This window comes from Streptomyces glomeratus, assembly GCF_021462825.1.
Lineage (GTDB): Bacteria > Actinomycetota > Actinomycetes > Streptomycetales > Streptomycetaceae > Streptomyces > Streptomyces glomeratus.
Genome location: NZ_JAKEEB010000022.1, coordinates 1 through 21,830 on the forward strand (window position 1 = coordinate 1; position 21,830 = coordinate 21,830).

The following is a 21,830-nucleotide window of genomic DNA, read 5'->3' on the forward strand; positions in this document are numbered from 1 at the left end:
CAAGGACAGCCGAAGCGCCAGTCAGTCCTGGAGTCAGACCCCCGGCCGGAGCCACAGCAATCATCACTGTCAGTCCTCCTCGGGATCAGCCGAGGGCGTGATCGTCCGGTTCGTCCGCCCGCTGCTGCCCTGTTATGTGGGCTGTCGGAGTCGTGTGTGCGTCCGGGTTGCCCGGAAGACCGGCTTGCCACCCGCGGGCGACGCACGAGGCCGGTGTTGGTGGGCCCGCAGGCCCACCGCACCGGCCGGTCGTCCGGGTCAGACCTCGCCGCGCCAGGCGCCCGTCTCGGCGCCGCCGCGGGACTCGATGAACTCCTTGAACCGCTTCAGATCGCCTGTGGCCTGCCGTTTGACGAAGCCCAGCTTGTCGCCGACCGTCTCAGCGAGGCCCTGGGGGTCGTAGTCCAGCTGGAGCATGACCTTGGTGCGGGTGTCGTCCAAGCGGTGGAAGGTGACGACGCCGGCCTGCTTCGCCTCACCGTTGACGGTGGTCCAGGCGACCCGCTCGTCGGGGATCTGCTCGGTGATCTCCGCGTCGAACTCGCGCTGTACTCCGCCGATCTTGGTGACCCAGTGGGTGAGGGTGTCGGTGCGCTGTTCGATGCGTTCGACACCGTCCATGAACTGCGGGAAGTCCGCGAACTGGGTCCACTGGTTGTAGGCGGTGCGGACGGGGACGTCGACCTCGATGGACTCTTCTACCTGCGACAACAGTGATCTCCCTTCTTGGGAAGCGGGCAGCAGACCGACCGCATGGCGCCGGTCTTCCTGCATTGCTTGTGATCGTCACTGCCCGGGTTGCCACCAGCTGGTGATTGATGCGTCGCCGAGCCGCTCAAACGGCTGAGGGGGACGCCCGGGCCGCCCGGCTGCTGTCGGGAGATCAGGAGGTCGGCGTTCGCGGCCGATGTCCTGCGGCTCGCACTTTCGCGCTGTGCCTCCTCACCCGGAGTGGCGCCGGGCGGCTGGGTGGCACGGGTGTGCATCAGACGGGCGAGCCTCAGGCGGGTGAACAGTTCGGTTCGGTGCGCTGCCCGGACAACTCGAGTAGGGCACGCTGGGAGTGGCGGCTGTGCGCCGGGCGCCATCCGCCCCGGCGTTCGAGAAGGCGGTCGGGGCCGTGCCGATGACCCGCCCTTCGGCTCTGACGAAGCCGATCGAGCATTTCAAGACCAGTGCTTCGGCCTGTCTCATCGGTGGCTCGAACAGCAGTGATGGTCAGCGCCGTCCTGGTAAGTGATCACTGCTTGCACGAGGGCCGGAAAGGAGTCGACGATGCGACGTCGTGGTTTGGTGCACGTTGTTATCGCTTGGATCGGATCCGGCCGGCGAAGTGACGGGGTCTGCTGTGGTTGACAGGGCCGCGGCCGCTCTGGCACTGGTACGGATGGTCCAGGCCAGCCATACGGTCACGCTGGAGCAGCTTCCGGACCTGGTCGCCGAACACGCTGCCGAAGCCGGGCTGTACGACGTGGCCGTCTTCGTCGTCGACATCCGCGAGACGGTGCTGCGTCGGCTCACCGGCAAGGGAGGCGACGCCGCCGGCGGAGGACAGGAGTTCACCGTCCGGGGCAGCTTGCCCGGCCACGCGTACCAGCGTGTGGATCTGCTCCCCGAGTCGGCGTCGGGCGGTGTGCCGGGCGGCCGTCGGCGGTGGTGGGTGGCCGTCACCGACGGCGTGGAGCGTCTGGGCGTGGTGCGGGCAGACAGCGACACCGACGACGAGCCGACCCGTGACATCTTGCGCGATCTGGCGTCGATGACGGCACTGGTGCTGCTCAGCAAGCGTTCCTTCAGCGACTCCTACGCCCGGCTGGTGCGCACCGAGGCGATGAACGTCGCAGCCGAGATGCAGTGGAACCTCACCCCGCCTCCCGCCTACGCCGGACGCGGGGTCACGGTGGGTGCGGTGATGGAGCCGGCCTATCAGATGGGCGGCGACGCCTTCGACTACGCCGTCGACGGCAACACGCTGCATCTGAGCGTCTTCGACGCCATGGGCCATGACACGACGGCCGGTATCACCGCGAACGTCGCCGTCGCCGCCTGCCGCAATGCCCGCCGCCAGGGCGCGTCCCTGGCCCAGACCAGCGAGCAGGTGGAACAGGCACTGCTCCAGCAGTTCAGCACCAGCCGCTACGTCACCGGCATCCTGGCCGACCTCGACGTGGCAAGCGGGCGGCTGACCTGGATCAACCGTGGGCACCCCCTGCCCATCCTCATCCGCGACAATCGCTGGACGACCGAGCTGGCCTGCCCGCCGGCCGGCCCCATGGGGGCCGATCTGGGCCTGCCGGTGACCGAGCGCACCGAGCAGCTGCAACCCGGTGACCGCCTGCTGTTCTACACCGACGGCATCATCGAGGCCCGTGACGCGCGCGGTGACGAGTTCGGCCGGGACCGGTTCGTCGGCTTCGTCCGCCGCCACCACGCGGGCCGGCACACCCTGCACGAAACCCTGCGCCGGCTCATGGCGGCCGTCATGGACCACAACGACGGGCGCCTCGCCGACGACGCCACCGTCCTGCTCGCCGAGTGGCGCGGCGGCCACCAGGACGAACTGACCCCATGAACCAACGCCAGCCCACGCAGGAGGATCACGTGAGCACCGACCCGCCCGCTCCCAAGAAGCCACGTGCCGCCCCTGCAGACGTACAGGTGCATACCGCAGCCCCCGACCGCCATCTTGTGACCGTCACGGGTCATCTGGACCTGCACACCGCCCACCATCTCGCTGACGCACTGCAACCGCTGCTGGACCGCGGCCCTCACACGGTGCTGGTGGACCTGTCCGGCGTCACCTTCCTCGACTCCACCGGACTCACCTGTCTGATCACCGCATACCGCACGGCCCGCAGCACCGGCGCCCGCCTCTCGCTGATCGCGCCCAGCCAGCCGGTGCGGAAGATGCTGGAACTGACCGGCGTCGATCAGATCCTCGACAGCTATCCCTCCCCGGAAGCCGCACCGGATTGACCGGGCGAGGAACGGCGGAGTCATCCCGCGCCGACTATCCGGCGACCGGCTCCGCGACGAGATCGCACCCGGTCGCTCGCAGACCATCGACATCAGCGACTTCGTCGACCTGGACGCCGTCGAGCCGGTGTATTTCGACCGCACCTACTACATCGCTCCCCGCGGCAAGGAGTACACCAAGGTCTACGAGCTGCTGCACGCGGCGCTCGCCGAAGGGAACAAGGCCGGCATCGCCACGTTCGTGATGCCGCAGAAGCTGAGCAAGGCGGAGCTGTACCAGCGGGCGACCGACCAGGAGGTTGCCGGCCGGTCCAAGATGAGTCGTGAGGAGCTCATCGACGCACTCGCGCTCAGCGGACGCCGCCCGCAAGAAGAGCGCCGCCTGACAGGAGCACCCCGCCGCTTGACCGCCCCTGGACCGTCATCGACTGCCACGAGACTCTTCAGCAGGCACTCACCGACTGACTCCAGTCTTCGACGCGTTCGATCCAGCGCCGCCGTCCGGTATCGGAGCGTCGACCGCTTCGGAAGGGCCCCTCGTGCCTCGTCAGTGGGTCGACAATCCCGTTCGCTCAGGGAGCAGGCGTGAGTGCGGGATCACGGGGTAGGCGCAGCATCGTCGGGCCATTCCGGCAGGCAGCAGTGGTGAGATCGACCGTGGGAGGGGAATCAGCATGGCGCCCAGCACGCTGGCAACGCAGACGCGGACGGCCGAGTTGCCGGAGGTCGCCGATCCTTCCCGGATGGCACCCAAGGACGCTCGCGAGCTGTCGAAGCTGTTCTTCCAGCAGCTGGCGGTCTTGGAGGAGGGCACGCCGGAGTACAGCTACGCTCGCAACACGCTGATCGAGATGAACATGTCCCTGGTCCGCTACGCGGCCGGCCGGTTCCGCAGCCGGGGGCCGGAGGAGATGGAGGACATCGTCCAGGTCGGGATGATCGGCCTGATCAAGGCGATCGACCGGTTCGAGCTGACCCGGGAGGCGGAGTTCACCTCCTTCGCCATCCCGTACATCGTCGGTGAGATCAAGCGGTTCTTCCGCGACACGACCTGGGCCGTGCATGTGCCGCGTCGGCTCCAGGAGGCCCGCGTCCAGCTCGCCAAGGCCACGGAGGAGCTGCGTACCCGGCTCGACCGTGATCCGACGGTCAAGGAACTGTCGGAGCTGATGAGCCTGTCCGAAGAGGAGGTCGTCGAGGCCCGCTTGGCCTCGAACGGTTACAACTCCTCCTCCCTGGACGCCGCGATCAACGGCAGTGAGGACGGCGAGAGCGCCCTGCAGGACTTCATCGGCACCGAGGACGCGGCGCTGGAACTGGTGGAGGACTTCCACGCCCTCGCTCCCATGATCGCCGAACTCGACGAGCGCGACCGGAAGCTCCTTCACATGCGGTTCGTGGAGGAGCTGACCCAGGCCCAGATCGGCGAGCGCCTGGGTGTGTCGCAGATGCACGTCTCCCGGCTGCTGTCCCGGTGCCTGGCCCGGCTGCGCGAGGGCATGCTCACGACCAGCTGATTCTCTTCGAGGTGCCGTTCTGATGCCCGCCGCGGTTGTGGCGGGCATCAGCCACGTCCGGCTCCTCCGGTTGCCGGGGGCAGGCGGCAAGGGCTTCGCGAAGGGTGAGGTGACGGGGAATGACCTCGGCGAGGCCGACGATCCCGAAAGTCTCGGAGACGGTGGGGCTCGGGGCCGCGAGTCGCAGCCGGCCGCCATGGCGCTGCGCGGCGTGATGAGCGGCGATGAGGGCATTGATGCCGCTGGAGTCCATGAAGGTGACGCCGCTGAGATCCACCACCGTCACCTGAGCGGCAGCGCCATCGGCGGTCAGGGCATCCAGCAGCTGTGGAGCGCTGTCGAGATCGATCTCGCCGCACGCCGTGGACGCGAACACGCCAGTGGACTGGCCGAACAAGGCCCGTAGATCGCGTTCGGCGTCCCCCGTGTCGGGCTCGTCGAGCCCGCAGAGGAGGCAGGTACGGGTTCCTGTTCCGAGACGTGGCTCATCGCCCGCTACCTTCCACTAGCCGAACGCAACGACGGACGGTCCTCGCTGCCAGGCTCTCGAACCGCGCTGCCGGCGCTCACAGCCTGGCGCAGGGTGGCGTGTACGCCGATCGCCTGGTCCAGCCCCGTCAGGGCGAACACACGCGCGACGGAGGCGGGCACTGCCGCGCGACGGTGACGGATCAACGGGCGGCCTCGCCAAACCGGAAAGGGGGCCTCTTGCAAGGGGCCCCCTTTCCGGTTCGCGGAGGTCAGTGCTTGAAGGCGTCCTTGACCTTTTCCTTGGCTTCGCGGGCGTCCCCAGTGCTCTTCTCTGCCTGCCCTTCGGCGGCCATGCGGTCGTTGCCGATGGCGCTTCCCAGAGCCACCTTGGTCTTGCCCTTGGCCTGCTCGGTCTTCGCCTTCGCCTTCTCGTTGGCAGTCACAGAACAACGCCTCCTCGTAGCTTCGGGACCGCATTCGCGGTAACCGGCTCGTGCCCCTGCTTCACCTTAATAAACAAGGTGCTGATCTCGAATATTGAAGAAAAGACAGGGAAGACGGGCGTGCAGGAGGTCGATAACTATGGTTCCCCTGCTTCTGGTCCTGCTTCTCGCGGTCATCCTTTTCGGTGCCGGTTTCGCCGTCAAGATCCTTTGGTGGGTGGCCCTCGCCGTCCTGGTCGTGTGGCTGCTCGGTTTCGTCATGCGCTCCACCAGTGCCGGTGGTGGCCGCGGCCGCTGGTATCGATGGTGACCTGATCCCCAACGACGCCCGCAGGGCCCACACCGTCCCGGTGTGGGCCCTGCGGGCGTCGTTGGGGAGCGCCGGCGGGGCCGGTTTGCAACATCGGAAAGGCGTCCCAGAACAGCCAGCTCCACCCGGCGTTCAGGGTGAAGTTCGCAGCCAGGCTGGCGGCCAGGCGCGTGCGCTCACGCCGGTCGCAGGAGCCGCCCAGAGCCCGGCCGCCGGCGTAGGCGATCGTCGCGCGTTCTGCTGTGGCCGCTGCCCGACCAGCTCTCGGCCGAGTAAGGGCAAACCCCGGCAGCCCCTACGACTGGTGGGGCGCTCGCCGCGGCAGCGCGGTCCGCGGGCGTGCTCACGGTAGTGGCGATCGTCGACGCGGACACCGGCGCCCTCGCCGAGGCCCCCGACTTCCTGGCCCGCGGCTTCGTGCACGACGACACCACCTTCGAGCCGGTCATCCCAGTCATCGAAAAGACCCTGGCCACCGCGGCCGAGGAAGGCGTCGGGGACGCGCGCCAACTCGAACAGCTCCTCGCCCGCGCCGTGGCGAACTGGGCGTTCCGCGCCCTCCGCCGCAAGCCCCTCATCATGCCCGTCACCATCGACGCCTGAGCCACAGCCCTGCAGCACTGTCCCGTTCCGGCCGCGGCGCCGCCGGCATCCAGGTCGGCCACGGGGGTCGGCAGCCACCCCATCAAGTCAGGGTGGCGACGCACTCCACATGAGAAGTCATCGAAGACACGTCGCCGGAGGCGAAACGCATGAGTGAGTGAGCGGGGCCCGCCACGTTGTCGTGGTCAGCCGGGGAGGTAGCAGCGCAGGGTAGTGCCGTCGGGGCCGGTGTGGACACGGACGAGGTCCGCGAGCTGGTGGACGAGTAGGAGTCCGCTGCCGCCGGGCTGCGCGGGATGGGGCGGGCGGCGACCGGCCAAGGGATCGTTCAGCTGTCCGCCGTCGTGGACCTCGCAGACGATCCGGTCGCTCTCGGCCCCGATCCGCAGCGTGCCCGAGCCGGCGCCGTGGACGACGCTGTTGGTGGTCGGCTCCGCCACCGCGCTCAGGAGTCGAGGCTGAGTTCGGCCCAGACCGTTTTGCCGGGGTGACCCGGGGTGACGCCCCAGCGTCGGGCGAGTCGGTCGAGGAGTTGCATGCCAAAACCGCCGGGCTCGGTGTTCGCAGTGGCGCGTTTGCGGGGCCAGCGGTCGCTGGAATCGCTGACGGCTATGCGCAGCCACCGCCCGTTCCAGGTGAGCTGGATCAGGGGCGAGCCGGAGCCGTGGCGGATGGCATTGGTGATCAGCTCCGAGACGACCAGTTCGGCGGTCTGGATCATCCGGTGCTGGCGCAGCGGGCCGCCGAAACCGTCCACGCAGTCGCGGACCCAGTGCCGGGCGGCCGTGATGCTCGCCGTGACTGCGGGGAAGCGCGTCTCGCAGGATGGGATGGTCGATTCGCCGTTCACGAGGTTCCTCCAGCGCGGGTGGCTCTGGGCCGCCGCCGACCGGTGCTCTGCGCAGCCGGTGGAAGCCATCTGTCGGGTTACCCCTGCCTGCCCGGTGAACCGTCTGTGTCTGCCGGGTGACCGGCAGATCCCGCGAAAGTCATCCGCCGGGAGTTCGACAGTGCCGGCGCGTGCCGGGTGAGTGCGCTACAGCCCCCTCGACGCCTTCGGCACCGGGATGGACGACGACACCGCCGTCCTGGCCGTTCTCGCACCCCGCCCCGACGGCGAAGCACGGTTGTGAGCGAGATGCCCGCCGACACGAGGCGCACTCCTTCTGGGCATCACCGTGCTCATGACCGTCTGGCACCGCATCGAGGCCGTCGGCTGTTCCTTCCGCCTCACCGACTATTGACGGCGCCCTTGCCGTCCTCCGCTACTGAGCGCGGGCACCGCATCGGCGCGAGGCGGCCAGGTACCGGGATCGCAGCACTGATCGGGACGACCGAAAACCAGCCAGGAAACCAGCGATGCCCATGGTCCTGCTGTCTGTCCATGGTGGGCGTGGTCTGATCCGTCGATGCGCCTGCCGGCAGGACGGCAGGCTGCGCCGTGTAAACGGATTGCCTCCTCGTGTGTCCGAACCGGCACACACGCAGTGAAGGCCCGGTGGATACCGGGCCTTCACGTTTGAGTAGCGGGGACAGGATTTGAACCTGCGACCTCTGGGTTATGAGCCCAGCGAGCTACCGAGCTGCTCCACCCCGCGTCGGTACGGTGAACTGTACGGCACCGATCGGAATCGGCCCAATCGACTTTCGCCTGCGCTCGGAGCGGGCCCGATTGCTCATGATCGACTGACATGGCCACTGCTCACCCGGTCTGGATCTGCATTCTGAGTTCGGGTGCCGTTGGAGTACGGGCACACCTGGAGAAGTCTCCACGAGCGCCGGGATGTCCGTGATGGTGAACGCGGGCGAGGCTGCGGTAGCCGGCCGCATTCCTACAGCGGCATCAACATCTTCATCGCCGCTCACCGCACCCTCGGCGAAGCCGACGGCTGGCTGCGCCTGGCCGCACCCCGCGAATCCGTGATGCGCACCCTGAACATCGTCGGCGTCGACACCCTCATCGACTGCCGGGAAACGCTCCACCAAGCCATCAGCAACTGACGCTTCAGCACCGGCCTCTCCAGCGGCGGGAAGAAAGCGGCCCGCAGAGGCGGTGGGGGTGTGGCCGGCCTCGACGGCATGGCTGACGGAACCGCCTCCGGGACCGATTCGCGGTCCTGCTGCCCGAGCGGCCGGAGTACCACCCGGACCACTCACCAGGTTGCCACCGGTCCCGCGTCACCGACCGGACCTGCAGGCCGCGGATGCGCGGCGCGCCCCGGCCGTCGGCGCCGTCCGCGGCAGGACCGTCATCAACCTCCCCAAAGGCCCGTGATCAGTCTCCCGGCGGCCCTGGCGGAAGGCTTCGGTAGAGAGCCCGGCCCCTTGGGAGACGGAATCCCACCGCCTCATCAGCCCACTCCTCGTCACCCCGGGCAGGCAGTGCTTGATCGGCGGACTGGGCTCTACCCGTCTTCGCGCTGCGGACCATGCCAGTCCAAGAAGAGGACGGTGGCGTCGTCCCTGAGGTTTCCCCGACAGGCATCCAGCACCGCGCTGGTCAGGCTGCGCACGGCCTCCCTGGGGTGTGAGGCGCGGGTGTCCCAAATGAGGGATGCCAGGTCGACGGCTCCGGCGCCGCGTTCCTGCATGCCGTCAGTGAGCAGGACCAGACGGTCGCCGGGAAGGAGCTGGAGTTCCTGGACACGGTAGGAGGCGGGGGCTGCCACGCCGAAGGGGAGGTTGGCCGCGAGCTGGATCTCTTCGACCTCGGTGGCGCCTTTCCGCAGGCGCAGCGGCCGGGGATGCCCGGCGTTGACCAGTTCGCAGGTACCCGTCGCGAGGCTGATGCACAGCAGTTGACCGGTGGCCAGGCCGCGGCTGTGGGTCAGCAAGGCGTCATGGGCACGTCGGGCCTGCTGGAGCGCGTCACAGCCGCTGCGGCGGGCGCCGCGCAGGGCGCCGACCAGGAGCGTGGCGAGCAGCGCGGAGTGGGTGTCGTGGCCCATGGCGTCGGTGATGGACAGATGCAGTGTGTCGCGATCGAGGGTGTAGTCGTATGTGTCCCCGCCGATATCGTCGGCCGGGACCAGGCCGGCGGCGAGGGTGAACTGGGGGGCCTCGCAGCAGGAGGCCGAGGGAAGCAGTTGGTGCTGGATCTCGGCGGACAGGCTGGTCCGGGTGGTGCGCCGACCCACGTGATAGAGGTCGGTGAAGCGGCGGTCGGTCACGATGATGTAGGCCAGTGCGTGCGCCGCGTCCTCGATCTGAGCGAGCACGGTGTCGTCGGCGTTCTGCAGCGTCGCCTCCAGCAGACCGATGCAGTCGCCGCGGTTGGTCACCGGCGAGATCACACGCCGCCCGCCCAGGCCGTCCGGTTCCACGTGCTGGCGCTGGCTGCGCAGGACGGCGTCGTAGACGCTGCCCTCCAGGTCGATCCGCTCGACAGCGCCCCCGTCGTCATCGGCCTGTGTGACCAGGCGCAGCAGCCGATGGCCCACGAGGTCGACGAACAGGAAGGACACGCACTCCGCCCCGAAACGCTTGCGCAAGTCGTTCGCAACCACCTCGACGGACTCCCCCGGCGGTGCCGCCTCCGCGGCGGCCAGAAGCTGCCCCAGTTCCAGATCCCCGCCACCCATGGCAACCTCCTATCCGTTGCCGCTCCTTCTTCCCCGGGTTCGCCCGTCTTCACCCAGTACATCTATCGCGCCCGCTCGCGGTTTTCTCTTCCGTCGGGATCTGGTTGACGCTTTGAGCCCGCCTGGGCTGTGGACCGGCAGTGGGGATTCTCGGCCGCCTCGTCCCCCCGGGACATCGATTGCCTCGGGTTCAGGTGTTCCGATCAGGCTGATCTCGTCGGCTGAGGCTAGCTGCCTTCGGCGCGCAGTTGCTCGTTGATGCGCTGGGCCTCTTCGAGCTGGTCTTCGAGGATGACGATGTGTCAGGCGGCCTCTATGGCGGTGCCCTGGTCGACGAGTTCGCGGGCGCGGGCGGCGATGCGCAGCTGGTACCGGGAGTAGCGGCGATGGCCGCCATCGGAGCGCAGCGGGGTGATCAGGCGGTGTTCGCCGAGGGCTCGGAGGAAGGCGGGTGTGGTGCCGAGCATCTCGGCGGCCCGACCCATGGTGTAGGCGGGGTAGTCGTCATCGTCGAGAGGGGCGCCGGGACGGGAACCGGCAGGCGGCATAGGCCTCTTCTTCCGGGCATGCGTCGGGGGCCCGGGTGCCAGTTACCGGCACCCGGGCCCCGAGCCTTCAACACCATCTACCGGCGCACCGCGCCGGCTTTCTTGTTCCGCAGGGGCCGCCTGGGAGTGCGGGGCTGCGGGGATCGCCAATGCGTGACCGGGGACCACCTTCCCATCCGGGGCCTTGCGGTACCCGGGCGGACTCCTTCCTCGCCCGGGCGATCCTGATGGCGTTCTGCTCCTTACCTCTCGGTTGCGCGGATACCGCGGGGTGCTGCTCACAGCCCCGCTGGGGCCGTGTCCTTCTGGTCTACCTGCACAGCAGTTCATGCCTGCTGTGCCCACTTCGACTTCTGGGTACGTAGATAACGCTAACCCTGTGACGTCGGAATGTCTACTGTTGCCATGACAGTTTCTCTCTATGGAGTACACCTGACCTTCTACCGCAGGCACTCCATGAAGAGTGCCACTCGAATGGCGGTCCCCTCCTTCCGGCACAGCAGTCCTCGGTGAGACCGGCTCAGTGCTCGCCCACGCAGACGTCCGGGAGACAGGTGCCTTGTGCGGCTCGGCGGGCAGTGATGAGGGCGTTGAGATGCCGCTGGAGTCCATGGCTGCAGTCTCCGAGCGGATCGCGGGCTGACCCAACTGGTGATCAGCGAACTGGTCACCAAGGCTCGCAAACACGCGCCCGGCCCCGTCCTTGTGCACTTGTGCCTGGTCGGCGCCTCGGCGACGTCACCGCCCGTTCCGGACGCCTCGCCGCCCTGGCCTCGGGGCCGTGGCGCCCTGATGCGGCTGATGCTCGCCACGGCCGTGGCGAGCATCAGCGAGGCGCGGACAGCCGGCTGTCAGCCGGTAGTGAGCAGGCCCTCGCGCAGGCGGGCGAGGCAGCGGGACAGGAGTCGGGAGACGTGCATCCGGGAGACGCCGAGGCGTTCGCCGATCTGGGCCTGGGTGAGTTCCTCCACGAACCGCATCTGGATGAGCTGCCGGTCCCGCTCATCCAGGTCGGCGATCAGCGAGGCCAGGGCGTGGAAGTCCTCCACCAAATCCAGCGCGGTGTCTTCGACGCCGATGAAGTCCTGCAGCGCCGCCTCGCCGTCCTCGCTGCCGCCGATCGTGGCGTCCAGGCAGGAGGAGTTGTAGCCGTTGGAAGCAAGGCGGGCCTCCATCACCTCATTCTCGGGCAGGCTCATCAGCTCCGACGGTTCCTTGACCGTCGGCGTGCGACCCTCACGACCGGGAGCCCTGAAGCTTCGGCGCCGCTAGTTGGGAGCTCGAACGCTTCCGGCTGCGACACCGCGGCTCTGCCTCGTGCCGGCGAGCACGAACGGGCTCCTCACCATCGTCGCCGGACGGAGGAGCAGGTCGGCGAACGGATCTGGCATGAGTGTGACCTTTGTTCGTGCCTGCGCGTCCCGTTGCAGTACACGGTGAGCCGCCTCGGGCCCCTGCCCCGGCTCCGGCCGGAGGACGACTCGTCGAGACAGGACATCGTTGCTGGTCGTTCGCCTCTCGACGGTGCGGTCACGAGGTTGGAGAAGGCCGGGCAGGGAGAATGATGACCACACCGGCACGCTGGGCGGGACACGGCTCGGTCAGCCGCGCAGCAGTTCGCCCGGGCCCACCTCGGCGAGCAGCGGTGGCTCGTTCTCCCCCTCGTAGGCGAGGTGAAGCTCGCGCCGGGCACGGGTGGCCAGCACGTAGTAGGTCATCCGCAGGGCCGCCGAGGTGGGATCGGCAGCCGCGTCGGTGTGCGTGTCGGGGATGACGACCGTGTCGAAACCCAGTCCCTTCGCGCTGGCACGGTGGACGAGGACGATACCCGGGCGGGCGAGGTCCAGGGTGCGGTAGCGGCCCTTCACTGCCTGAGATGTGTACAGCTGGGGCTTCAGCCATGGTGCTCTGTTCTCCAGGCTGCCGAGCAGGGAGAACTGCGTGTGCCGGGAGTTGACGATCACGCCGATGGTGTGGCTGGGATGTTGCTGTGCCAGCGTGATCAGCAAGTCTGCCGCACCGCGTTCGGGCAGCCTGTGCACGCGCGGTGGCGGCCCGTCCCGGTCGGGGACGGCGGGCATGCCGGCGCCCGTGTGGAAGTGCGCGGCGAACGCGGCGATCTGGCGGGTGTTCCGGTGATTGCCGTCGAGTTCGACGCGCGTGCAGTTGCCGAGGCGCTGGGCGATGTCCTTCAGAGTGGAGTTCGTGTCGGTCAGCCGCTGGCACTCATCGGCGAACACCGTGATGCGGCCCCCGAGGAGCCTGCTCAGCCGGTAGAACTCGGGCGGAAGGTCCTGTCCTTCGTCGATGACCAGGGTCAGACCGGGGTCCCGTTCGGCTTCGGCCGCTCGTTCGTAGAAGGCCGGCCAGTCGTACCAGCCGTCTGCGGCACGTGGAGGTTTGGGGCCGTACCAGTTGTCCAGCCATGAGTGCGCTGTGGCCACGCGAACACTGCGGTCTCTGGGTCCCAGCGCATGGACGGTGGACGCCAAGGACTGGTGGAGCAGATGGGAGCGCGTGAGCAGGACGGCCGGGGTTCCGGTCAGTGCCAGCATCACGGCGCGCTGGGCTGCCAGAAGGCTCTTGCCGCTGCCGGGGGGACCGCTGATCAGATGGTTGCCGTCGAACGGCAGGTTGTCGAGCGCTGACCGCTGCTCCGGCATGAGGTCCAGGTAGGTGAGCGTCATGAGGGGATCTGCTCCAGGGCTGCGGCAGCCGCTGCGCGGGCGGCTGTGACGATCGGTTCGAAGTAGCCGGGCACCTGTTCACCGCCCACGACGAGGGCGCGGTCCAGCAGCGTGTTGCCGGACTCGCAACTGGTCTCGGGCAACAGGGCACACGCGTGGCAGGCGGCCCGGTTCAGGTTGCCGAAGCCCTGCCCGGCGTGCTCCGCGCACAACGGGTCGGCGGAGCACCAGGCCGCCGCCTCGGTCATCCGCAACAGTGTTTCCGCCAAGCGGGGCGGTTCGCCCTGGCGCACGAGTCCGCCCAGAGTGCCTTCGGCGTCCCCGGCGGCGGTGTAGACGAGGATGCCGTACTGGTCCTGGTCAGGGCGGGCGTAAATGCGTTCGCGCAGGCTCGCCGTCGTGTAGCCAGACTCGAAGGACAACTGGCGGATGAGGAGGTGCGCAAGCGTGTGCAGGAGAACGAACCTCGGCGAGAGCTCCGCTCCGGTGAGGGACTCCAGCCGGTCCTTCTGGAAAGCTCTGTCGAGGTCGGCACGCATTCCGGCGACGCGGCGACGCACTCGGTCGTCCGCTTCCCACTCGGTCAGTGCGTCCTTGTCGAGGGTGAGGAAGATGCCTTCGCCGAATACCTCTACGGCGGGCAGCCACTTCAGGCGCCGTGCGGTGTCGGCGGGCACGACCGTCGCGTCCGGGGACACCCTGGTGAAACCGGACAGGGCGCGCACTTCTCTCAACCGGTCTGCGAGCAGCACGCGCCCGATGCGACGCCGCAGGCCCACCCAGGGTTCCATGGTCTCCCGCGCCAGGTCGAGCGTGGTCGCTCGCAGCGCGAAGTCACGGGTGGCGGGCGGTACGGGAGCCATGAACGCCGCCCACTCCTCGCGGCTGAGGTCGGGGCGCACGGGCGCGGCCGCCAACCCGGACGGGGCCGCCACTGGCTGTCCGGTCTCCTCGGCCAGGAGGACATCCAGCAGGGCGTCGTCCGCTCCGGTGTCATCCTTGATCATTTCGCGGAAGACTTCGGCGCGCGGGGTCGCGGCGACCTTGCACAGGGACACCCACAGGTCGTGCTCGCGCACCCGGCTCGCGAGTGTCTCGTCTGCGTACACCGCGGTTTCCGTCTCGGGTATGTCGAGGGCCGAGTGCACCACGGGGTAGTACAGATTGCCTGCGGTGCGCTGAACTATCTGGACGGGCTTGACGCACTCCACCGCTTCGTTGGCCCGCTGCCACGGGTTACGCCCGGAGCAGCGCATTCCGTGCGTGCCGAGGATGTCGAGCAGGTCACGCACGGCTCCGCAGCCCTTCGCCGTGCACACGACCGACAAGGCTTCGAGGCCGGAGGCCCGGTCGGAGACCAGGAAGCGCAGCTTCCCGCGTTCGGTGCATTCCCGGCGCTCGGTGGCCTCGCGCCGCGAATGGGCCCAGAACCACCAGTCGATGTCTCCGAGGTGGCCGGCGGAGCAGATCTGCACGAACCTCATGGGCGCCAACGCGGGGCGGGGTGAGCAGGACGGGCAACGCGGCGGCTGTCCCGGCTTCTCGTCGGCGATGCGCCAGCGTTTCATGCGCCGGCAGGCGCCGCAGAACAGCCAGGACGGGAAGCGGATGTAGGGAGCGCCGGGCGCGTCCGGTACGTCGTACCGTTCGTTGGGGGTAGGCGGGGCGGCGTAGAAGCCGGTGACGCCGAGACGCGCGGCCAGCCTGGTCGACTCCACGCGCTGCTTTGCGCGCTGCGGCCAGTCCCCGATGCCGGTGGCCACGAACGATTCGCCCTGGATGTCGAAGACGGCTCCGACCCCGAACGGCAGGACGGTCTGCGCCTGACGTACCCGAAGTGTCCGGCTCACAGGTCCGCTCCCTTCACCATTACCTGGCATTCCCGGTCGACGTTGCGCATGGAGTTGGGGGTCTCCCACAGGCCGTAGCGCTGTTCGAAACTCTTGATCAGGTTGGACTGGCCCTTGCCCTGGCTGCGGTAGTACAGCACCCGGCCTTCCTTGCGCGCCTCGCGAGCGGCGTCCTCCCAGTCGGCCAGGAGTTCACCGAGTTCCTGGCGCACGGCCTCGGCGGCGCGGTCTTCAGCTGCGGCGACCACCCGAGCCGTCAGCTCATCGGCCAGCGATTCGGCTTCCGTCATCCTGTCGAGAACTCCCCCGGCCTGGTTCTCCGCGGCCAGGCCGAGACGGTGTCGTACGAGGATGACGAGCGCGGCATGGAGTGCCCGTCGTCGCGAAGGCACCGACCACGGTGTGACGCTGGTCGGTTCGACGTGCCGGTAGAGCGAGCGGTGGTACACGTCGAACGTCTCGTAGTGCGAGCGGTCGCGGGGCCGGGTCGCGTTGAAGAACGTGACGACGAGACCTGGTACGGCGTGCCGGCCCACGCGGCTGGTGGCTTGGATGTACTCGGCCGTCGTCTTGGGCTGCCCCTGCATCAGCATGAGCGACAGCCGCTTCACATCGACGCCCACGGACAGCATGTTCGTGCAGGGCAGGAAGGACACCGACTGCTCGTCCTGCCAGCCCTTCTCGAGCCGGTCGAGCAGAACGGGTTGCTCCGCCCGCGGCAGGTTGCTCGTCAGTTCCTGAACCTGATCGTCCCGCAACTCGCGTACACCTGCTCCGGCGCCGGAGTCGAGGCCCTTCAACTGGGCCGGGATGTCATCGGCCGCGGCCGTGACGGTACGCCCGAGTTCCCGCAAGCTGTGGTGGTAGGCAACGAGGGTCCAGTAGTCGTCGCGGTTCTCCAGGGGAAGTTCCCAGGCGCCCTGGAGCATGGCCGCGGCGGTGGCCACGGAGGCACGGCCCGCGGTGTGGCCCTGGGCCATCACCCCGAGGTACAGCCGTCCTGGTCGCGACGTGTCGGGTTCGGCGAAGTACGAGTGCCTGGCGTCGAGTCCGGCGGGCGGGAAGAGCTGCACGTCACTGCCGTACAGTGCGCGAATCTGCTCACCGGAGCGGCGGATGGTCGCCGTCGAGGCCACCACCTTGGGACTGATTCCCTCGGTCGTGGTGCACAGGCCGAGGACCGCCGACTCATACAGGCCGACGGTGGTGCCGAGAGGGCCGGTGAGCAGATGCAGCTCGTCCTGGATGACGAGGGACGGCGGCAGGTTCCCGGTGCCGGCGCCGAACAGCCGCCCGGCACGCGGCTCCCAGGCCAGCCGGGCGAACTTGTCCACGGTGCCGAGGACGAATGTGGGCGGACGGTCGTACAACTGCTCGTCCACGACACCGACGGGCAGCTCATCGTGGAAGGCGCAATCGTCGCGGGGGCAGAAGAAGGCGAAGGAGTCGGCTGCCGCCCGCACACCGTAGTCCCCGATGTCCGGAGACTTGTGGGAGGGAAGTATGCGTGTGCCGCACCAGGGACACCGGTCCAGGATGAACACGTCGTCCGGCTTGGCAGCCCTGCGTACCTCCTCGAATTTGGTGCGGGCGGTGTCGTAGGAATTCGGCGAGGTGGCCTCGCCCACCCAAAGGCCGATGGAGAAGGGCTCTTCTCCGTACGTCTCGGGATCGGCGCGGCGCAGGGTCTCCAGGGCACAGACGGTGGTGGCCGCGCGCTGGAACTGCTGGGTGGTCAGCAGGCTGAGGGTGTAGCGGCTGAGCACCGCGGTCCCGCCGCCGTCGGCAGCGGTGCGGCGCAGAAGGATGACGAAGGCGGCCAGGAGCAGGTAGGCCTCGGTCTTTCCACCACCGGTGGGGAACCAGATCAGGTCGGTGGTGCCGCGGTCGGGGTGCCGGGGATCGGCGATGCCGTCCACGGCAAGGAGGAAGAAGGCGAGCTGGAACGGCCGCCAGGTCGCGTCCGCGTGCGGCGCCGGGTCGAGCAGAACCGGGTCGCGGCGGGAGCGCCGCTCGCCGGCCTGGTCGTGGGCCGAGTGCCGCATCTGCAACGCCATGGCATGGTTCGCCACTCGGAAAGCACGCAGGAGCTCGGGGCGGCGCGGGTCACAGAGTGTGCGCACACCCGACTCGATGCGCGCGACCGCCGCGCCGATGCGTTCGAGGATCCGATCAGCGGCGTCCCGCCCCCATTCGGGGATGTCCGCATTGAGTTGTCCCACGTACCAGGCTCGATAGTGGGTGGCGAAGTCGCTCAGTTCTTCACGGAGCTGCTCCACTGAGACATCGGGGTCTGCCAGATGCAGGACGTTGAGGACGGGCGTGTCGGTGAGGCCCGCGGCCCGGGTGCCGCTCACCTCGGCCTGCGGCATGACGGCTGCCCGCACTCCGGTCACGCGCCCGGTGTCCTCGTCGCGCAGCTCCTCCACTGCGCATCCGTGCCCGACGGCATGCGTCTGTACGTGCCGGTACTGCAGTCGCAGTTCCTGTTCCTCGAGGTCGCGGCTGGCCAGCCGGATGCTCGGGTAGGGCAGCACGGTCCCGTCCACGGGCCGGGTGGTCAGGCCCACCTGGAACAGCATGCGGTCCCACTGGGCGGCTTTGCCGAGAGCCTGCTCGTGGTGTGCCACGTTGACCAGGGCCACGGTGATCAGATGCCCGCTGCCGAACGCCCGGCGGCGCACCCGGATCTCAGCCCGGCCGTCCAGGACGGGCACGCGGTCGCGGTCCGCTCCAACAGTGTGTGTCTCGGGGTCGAGCGGAACTCGTTTCCAACGCCGGCCTCGCTCGCCCGTCGCCGCCTTGGTCTCATAACGGGCACCGGAACAGCTCACGGTGACAGTGGTCGTGTCGGTGTAGAAGCTCAGTCCCAGGGATGACGGCAGCCAGGAGTTGGCCTCGGGAACGGGATCCGTGGACGGAGCTGTGTCGTCGGCCCGGGCTTCGGTGCCGAGGCCGTCCGGCTCCTCCGCCGCGAGGTCCAGTTGCCGCTGGAGGTCCGCCTCCTGCGGGTAGAGGGTACCCATGAGGTACTGCCGGTCGGGCGGGGCATCGAGGGTCTCGTACCCTCCGGCGACCGGGCCGACGAGTTGGCGGTGCAAGTAGTCGACGAGCTCTTGCCGGGCGTCCATGGTGCTCCTGGGAACTGTTCGAGAGGGTACGACGGTGGGTGGAGCGCGGGCTCGCCTCAGGACCGGCGCCAGCGGTCCCTGAGGGTTGCCCGGTCGGCGGCCGGTACCTGGAGTGCGGCGAGCTGCGTCTGCAACTCGGTGATGCGGGCCCGGGCATCATGCTCGACCTGTGCGAGGCGTGCCGCGGCGAGCTGTTCACCCCGCACCGCGCGAGCCTCCGCCTGGTTGGCGGCGGTGACCAGTACCTGCGCCCGCTGCTCCGCGGCCTCGGCCCGTTGCTGCGCCTGCTCCACTTCGGCGGCGGCACGCTGCCCGGCCTCGTACAGGGCTCTGTCCCGGGCGATGAGTCGCGCCTCGGTCTGCCGCAGGCGCGTTTCCGTCTGACGAAGTCGGAATTCCAGGTCCGCGACGCGTGCCACAGCCTCCTCGCGGTACTGGTGCAGCTGCTTCTCCGCCTGCTCGGCGTGGGCCTGCAACCGGGATACCTGCTCGGAAGCGACCGCCGACATCGCCGTTTCGGCCTGTCGCAGCCGGATCTCGAGGTCCACGATGCGTTCCTGTGCGCGGCGCGTCGCGGCCGTGTTCGCTTCGCGGTGCTCCTCCTTGAGCCGCGCGACGCGTTCCTTGGCTTGCCGCCGCAGGTGCTGCTCCTGGCGTGCCAGCGCCTTGTCGACGCGTTTCAGCAGAATCTCTTCCAGGTCGTCGAGCTGTTGTCCGGCCTCTGCCTGGAGGGCCGCGACACGCGCGTCGGCGGCCTGCCGTTCCTCCGCCAGCCGACGCTCGTACGTGTCGGCCAGCCGTGCGAGTTCCGCCTCGTGCCCGGCGCGGGCCTCGGTGAGCAGGTGCTCGACGTCTACGAGAGGCTCATGCGGCGGACCGGCCTCCGTGCCCTGCTCCGCCTCGACCCGCTCCGTCTCGGCCTGCTCCACCTCGGCCTGCTCCACCTCCGCCTGCTCCGCCTCGTTCCGTTGCGCCTGCGCCGCCTTGAACTCCCGAAGGGCGTCATGGATGGCGAGGCGCGACTCGTCGTCCACCAGAGATTTCGCGGCCAGGAACGCGCGGGGTGTCGTCCCGCCCAGAGCCTCGGAAGTCCACTCGAAGTAGTGCTCGGGCCGGAGTTCCAGCTCCTTGACGACATTGAGAACGACTTCGAGCGTCTCCAGGGCCAGGACTGTGGGGCGGTTGAGCATGCCTCGTTCCCGAACGGCCCGGACAACGGCGTCTGCAGGGGACGAGCCCAGCATCACGGCCAGTTGCAGATACCCCACAGCGCGCAGCGCATACTCGGCGAGCCAGGCCACCTTCCCGCCGAACGGTGCCGGTGTCAGCTCCCGGGCCCTGTCCCAGTCGGCGGTGTACTGGGGCAGCGGCGCAGGGAGGTCGGTGACTGCCGCATCGCTCGACGTCGGCTGGTTCGTCCCGGACTCGGCCGCCGCCCCCGCGTCGGAATCGTCGGTGATGTTCACGAGCTCCGCGTACGGCAGCGTGCCACGCACCGGCTCCGATTCGTCCGACAGCGTTTCGGCCGAGGCCGGTTCAGTCGGCTCATGCGGGGGCAGCGCCGGTTCAGTCGGCTCATGAGAGGGCAGCGTCTGTTCTCTGGGCTCCGGACGGGCCGGTGCGTCCTCCGCGCTCTCCGCTGCCGATGCGTCCGGGAGCGCCTTCGTGAACACCAGGAACTCCCGGAGGGCGTCACGCATCGCCAGCCGAGGCTCACTTCGCACCAGCGGTTTGCGGGCGAGGTAGGCCCGGGGCGTCACCCCGCACAGCGCCTCAGAGGGCCGGTCGAAGAAGTCTTCCGGGCGCATTCCGGCCTGTGCGACACCGTCACACACGCGACGCAGCACCTCGAGCGCCGCCAGCACCGAGTGATCGGCCGGCTCCCGCTCGCACGCGATCCGACGCACCGTTTCGGCCGCCGGTTGCCCGAGCATCTCGGTGAGCCCTGGACCTCCCACGGCGGCGATCGCGTAGTCCGCGAGCCACGCCTGCCCGGACGGCGACTCGGCCAACCGCAGGGCCCGCTCCCAATCTGGCACGTCCGCGGCCGTAACGACAGCAGGGGTTTCGGCGTTCTGCGAAGTCGAGGCAGCCACCGTCGTGTCCTGACTACGGGACGGCATGGCCGCTGCGACAGCCGCCTTCTTCTTCGCCGGGACAGGACGAACGGTGCGTGCGGCGCGCGCCGCACGGCGACCGGTGGCAACGGTACGGACGCCATCCGCACTGTCCGGGTCCTCAGCCGCCACCACAGCACGGACACCGAGCAGGCGCGCCGTCCGCAGCCGCGAGCGGAGTGCGGGCACCAGCTTGACCTCCAGCTGCCGGATACGTTCCCTTGTCACGCCGAACTCGCTGCCCAACTGGTCCAGTGTCGACGGCTCCGCGTCGTCGAGTCCCAGGCGCCGAACGAGAATCCGATGGTCGCGGCCGGAGAAGGTGTTCACCACGGCCATCGCGTCATCCAGGAGCAGCGCGTTGTGCACCCGTTCCTCGAATGGCGGCACGGTCTGGGTCTGCGCGACGAAGTCTCCGAGCGTCGCTCCGTCCCCCACGACACGATCGAGCGAGTCGGTGCGCCGGCTCAGCCGTCGGGCCTCCTCGACCTTGCTCAGGCTCACGTCGCAGTGCACGGCCACGTCGGCCGCGGTCGCCGGACGCCCGCGTTCGGCCAAAGAGCGCTCCGCGTGCGCCACTTTACGGATTGTCTCGTGCATATGGACGGGTACACGGATGACGGAGCCTTCGTCCGCGATGCCCCGGGTGATGGACTGACGGATCCACCACGTCGCGTACGTCGAGAACTTGAAGCCTTTGGTCGGGTCGAACTTCCGCGCCGCCCGCATGAGCCCCAGCGCTCCGTGCTGGAACAGGTCCTCATAGTCCAGTCCCTGTTCCAGGTAGCGGGGAACCAGGCTGTGCACGAGCCCCTGATTGTGTACGACCAAGCAGTCCCGCGCGCGGATTCTTATGTCGTCCGAGGACAGGGCGCTCAGCGTCTCCTGGTCGGCTTCCTCGTCGAGGCCACCCCGCACGAGCATGGCGAGTCCGACTTCCTCCCGGGCGGTGAGCAAGTGCTTCTCCGGCCGACGCCGATAGCGGTCCTCGCGCATGACGCGCTCGGCCGCGGCGACCGCTGCGGCCAGGTCCGCGTCCGTCGGTACGACCGTTTCGGATGGCCCGGGCGGGAAGCCTTCCGCCGATGCGACATCCAGTTCCTCCATCCTGGAACCTTCGTTGACCGGCGGTTCGTGCGGTGCCTGCGATTCCTGCGCGGAGGAGCCTTCGCCCGCGACTTTCGCGCCGCCGACCGTCGCCAGCTGCTCGTCCACGTCTTCGCCGTCCGCTTCGGCTGCGGCCTCGATCGTCGGGTCCGTCGGAGTCCTCTCGGGCCCCACATTGGCCGCATCCCGCAGGGCCGCCGCCTCGCGCGCGTTGAGCCCACAGAGCCGTACGACCCCCTCCAGGGTCCGAGGGGTCACGCGTCCCTCGGCGTCCGCGTACCGCTCGAGCAGTCCCAGCACCCGATCGAGTTGAGGGAACACAGTTTCTACACGCTTCCGCGCAACCTTTGGCACATCTGGATTGTCGATGTGTGTATGCGCCACGCTCCTCTGGACAGGCACGTGCAGCCTGACCAGTTCGTCCCGCAGCCGCTCCCGCTCGTGCCCACGCAACCCGAGCTTGCGCGTCTGAGCCAAGAACACCGCCTC

General features: G+C 68.8%; 16 protein-coding genes, 1 tRNA gene and 4 pseudogenes. 8 read left to right on the plus strand and 13 right to left on the minus strand.

The features are described 5' to 3' along the window. Nucleotides 1-258: 258 nt before the first annotated feature. A complete protein-coding gene (locus tag LZ604_RS23265; RefSeq protein ID WP_234517379.1) occupies nt 259-711 on the minus strand; it encodes an SRPBCC family protein in 453 nt (150 codons plus the stop codon). Nucleotides 712-1,387: 676 nt separating this feature from the next. Here LZ604_RS23265 and LZ604_RS23270 point away from each other — a divergent pair. The 4 genes from LZ604_RS23270 (at nt 1,388) to LZ604_RS23285 (ending at nt 4,493) form a co-directional block, all read left to right on the plus strand. Next, nucleotides 1,388-2,572, plus strand: coding sequence for a PP2C family protein-serine/threonine phosphatase (locus LZ604_RS23270; RefSeq protein WP_267971727.1), 1,185 nt, complete (start codon nt 1,388-1,390; stop codon nt 2,570-2,572). Nucleotides 2,573-2,601: 29 nt separating this feature from the next. Further along, entirely contained in the window at nt 2,602-2,976 is a 375-nt protein-coding gene (locus LZ604_RS23275) for an STAS domain-containing protein (RefSeq protein WP_234517381.1), read from the plus strand. A gap of 109 nt (nt 2,977-3,085) precedes the next feature. Then, on the plus strand, nt 3,086-3,565 hold the full coding sequence (locus tag LZ604_RS36085; protein ID WP_372482190.1) for a Ku protein: 480 nt from the start codon (nt 3,086-3,088) through the stop codon (nt 3,563-3,565). Nucleotides 3,566-3,650: 85 nt separating this feature from the next. Further along, nucleotides 3,651-4,493: an RNA polymerase sigma factor SigF gene (locus tag LZ604_RS23285; protein ID WP_234517382.1), complete on the plus strand. Its 843-nt coding sequence runs from the start codon at nt 3,651-3,653 to the stop codon at nt 4,491-4,493. Here the strand turns inward: LZ604_RS23285 and LZ604_RS23290 are convergent. Together LZ604_RS23290 and LZ604_RS23295 are read right to left on the minus strand one after the other, a co-directional pair. Beyond that, nucleotides 4,480-4,869 carry an STAS domain-containing protein gene (locus tag LZ604_RS23290; protein WP_234517383.1) on the minus strand — a complete coding sequence of 130 codons (390 nt, stop codon included), beginning with the start codon at nt 4,867-4,869 and terminating at the stop codon, nt 4,480-4,482. The two genes, LZ604_RS23285 and LZ604_RS23290, sit on opposite strands and share 14 nt — an antisense overlap. Nucleotides 4,870-5,233: 364 nt before the next feature. Beyond that, on the minus strand, nt 5,234-5,407 hold the full coding sequence (locus LZ604_RS23295; RefSeq protein WP_234517384.1) for a CsbD family protein: 174 nt from the start codon (nt 5,405-5,407) through the stop codon (nt 5,234-5,236). A gap of 139 nt (nt 5,408-5,546) precedes the next feature. Between LZ604_RS23295 and LZ604_RS23300 the strand changes: the two genes are divergently transcribed. Together LZ604_RS23300 and LZ604_RS23305 are read left to right on the plus strand one after the other, a co-directional pair. Beyond that, a complete protein-coding gene (locus tag LZ604_RS23300) occupies nt 5,547-5,717 on the plus strand; it encodes a hypothetical protein (RefSeq protein WP_055495969.1) in 171 nt (56 codons plus the stop codon). Nucleotides 5,718-6,053: 336 nt separating this feature from the next. Further along, nucleotides 6,054-6,320, plus strand: a pseudogene (locus LZ604_RS23305) (RNase J family beta-CASP ribonuclease); the annotation flags it as partial. Between the two features lie 185 nt (nt 6,321-6,505). Here the strand turns inward: LZ604_RS23305 and LZ604_RS23310 are convergent. From LZ604_RS23310 to LZ604_RS23320, 3 genes are all read right to left on the minus strand, one after another. Beyond that, nucleotides 6,506-6,760: an ATP-binding protein gene (locus tag LZ604_RS23310; RefSeq protein ID WP_372482188.1), complete on the minus strand. Its 255-nt coding sequence runs from the start codon at nt 6,758-6,760 to the stop codon at nt 6,506-6,508. A gap of 5 nt (nt 6,761-6,765) precedes the next feature. After that, nucleotides 6,766-7,170, minus strand: coding sequence for an ATP-binding protein (locus LZ604_RS23315; RefSeq protein ID WP_234517385.1), 405 nt, complete (start codon nt 7,168-7,170; stop codon nt 6,766-6,768). A gap of 674 nt (nt 7,171-7,844) precedes the next feature. Next, nucleotides 7,845-7,918, minus strand: a tRNA-Met gene (locus LZ604_RS23320). A 136-nt stretch (nt 7,919-8,054) separates the two neighbouring features. Here LZ604_RS23320 and LZ604_RS23325 point away from each other — a divergent pair. Further along, nucleotides 8,055-8,321, plus strand: coding sequence for an STAS domain-containing protein (locus LZ604_RS23325; protein ID WP_234517386.1), 267 nt, complete (start codon nt 8,055-8,057; stop codon nt 8,319-8,321). 58 nt (nt 8,322-8,379) lie between these two features. Then, nucleotides 8,380-8,509, plus strand: a pseudogene (locus LZ604_RS23330) (IS5/IS1182 family transposase); the annotation flags it as partial. Between the two features lie 216 nt (nt 8,510-8,725). Here LZ604_RS23330 and LZ604_RS23335 read toward each other — a convergent pair. The 7 genes and pseudogenes from LZ604_RS23335 to LZ604_RS23365 form a co-directional block, all read right to left on the minus strand. Then, nucleotides 8,726-9,901, minus strand: a complete 1,176-nt coding sequence (locus tag LZ604_RS23335) for a PP2C family protein-serine/threonine phosphatase (RefSeq protein ID WP_234517387.1) — start codon at nt 9,899-9,901, stop codon at nt 8,726-8,728. A 227-nt stretch (nt 9,902-10,128) separates the two neighbouring features. After that, a pseudogene (locus LZ604_RS23340) lies at nt 10,129-10,449 on the minus strand (MerR family transcriptional regulator). An 851-nt stretch (nt 10,450-11,300) separates the two neighbouring features. Then, a pseudogene (locus LZ604_RS23345) lies at nt 11,301-11,690 on the minus strand (sigma-70 family RNA polymerase sigma factor); the annotation flags it as partial. A gap of 360 nt (nt 11,691-12,050) precedes the next feature. Continuing rightward, entirely contained in the window at nt 12,051-13,136 is a 1,086-nt protein-coding gene (locus tag LZ604_RS23350) for a DEAD/DEAH box helicase (protein WP_234517388.1), read from the minus strand. Further along, nucleotides 13,133-14,986 (minus strand): MrfA Zn-binding domain-containing protein, encoded by a 1,854-nt coding sequence (gene drmB, locus LZ604_RS23355; RefSeq protein WP_234517389.1) that lies wholly within the window; start codon nt 14,984-14,986, stop codon nt 13,133-13,135. Before drmB ends, LZ604_RS23350 begins: the two co-directional genes overlap by 4 nt. Then, on the minus strand, nt 14,983-18,117 hold the full coding sequence (locus LZ604_RS23360; protein WP_234517390.1) for a helicase-related protein: 3,135 nt from the start codon (nt 18,115-18,117) through the stop codon (nt 14,983-14,985). The genes drmB and LZ604_RS23360 overlap by 4 nt, the downstream gene beginning before the upstream one ends. 56 nt (nt 18,118-18,173) lie before the next feature. Beyond that, nucleotides 18,174-21,641 carry a sigma-70 family RNA polymerase sigma factor gene (locus tag LZ604_RS23365; protein WP_234517391.1) on the minus strand — a complete coding sequence of 1,156 codons (3,468 nt, stop codon included), beginning with the start codon at nt 21,639-21,641 and terminating at the stop codon, nt 18,174-18,176. Between the last annotated feature and the right edge of the window lie 189 nt (nt 21,642-21,830).

What these genes read in the sequence shown, in the direction of transcription:
- LZ604_RS23270 (WP_267971727.1), top strand. Translation starts at nt 1,388, where the DNA reads ATGGTCCAGGCCAGCCATACGGTCACGCTGGAGCAGCTTCCGGACCTG.
- LZ604_RS23285 (WP_234517382.1), top strand. Translation starts at nt 3,651, where the DNA reads ATGGCGCCCAGCACGCTGGCAACGCAGACGCGGACGGCCGAGTTGCCG.
- LZ604_RS23350 (WP_234517388.1), bottom strand. Translation starts at nt 13,136, where the DNA reads ATGACGCTCACCTACCTGGACCTCATGCCGGAGCAGCGGTCAGCGCTC.
- LZ604_RS23335 (WP_234517387.1), bottom strand. Translation starts at nt 9,901, where the DNA reads ATGGGTGGCGGGGATCTGGAACTGGGGCAGCTTCTGGCCGCCGCGGAG.
- LZ604_RS23360 (WP_234517390.1), bottom strand. Translation starts at nt 18,117, where the DNA reads ATGGACGCCCGGCAAGAGCTCGTCGACTACTTGCACCGCCAACTCGTC.
- LZ604_RS23300 (WP_055495969.1), top strand. Translation starts at nt 5,547, where the DNA reads ATGGTTCCCCTGCTTCTGGTCCTGCTTCTCGCGGTCATCCTTTTCGGT.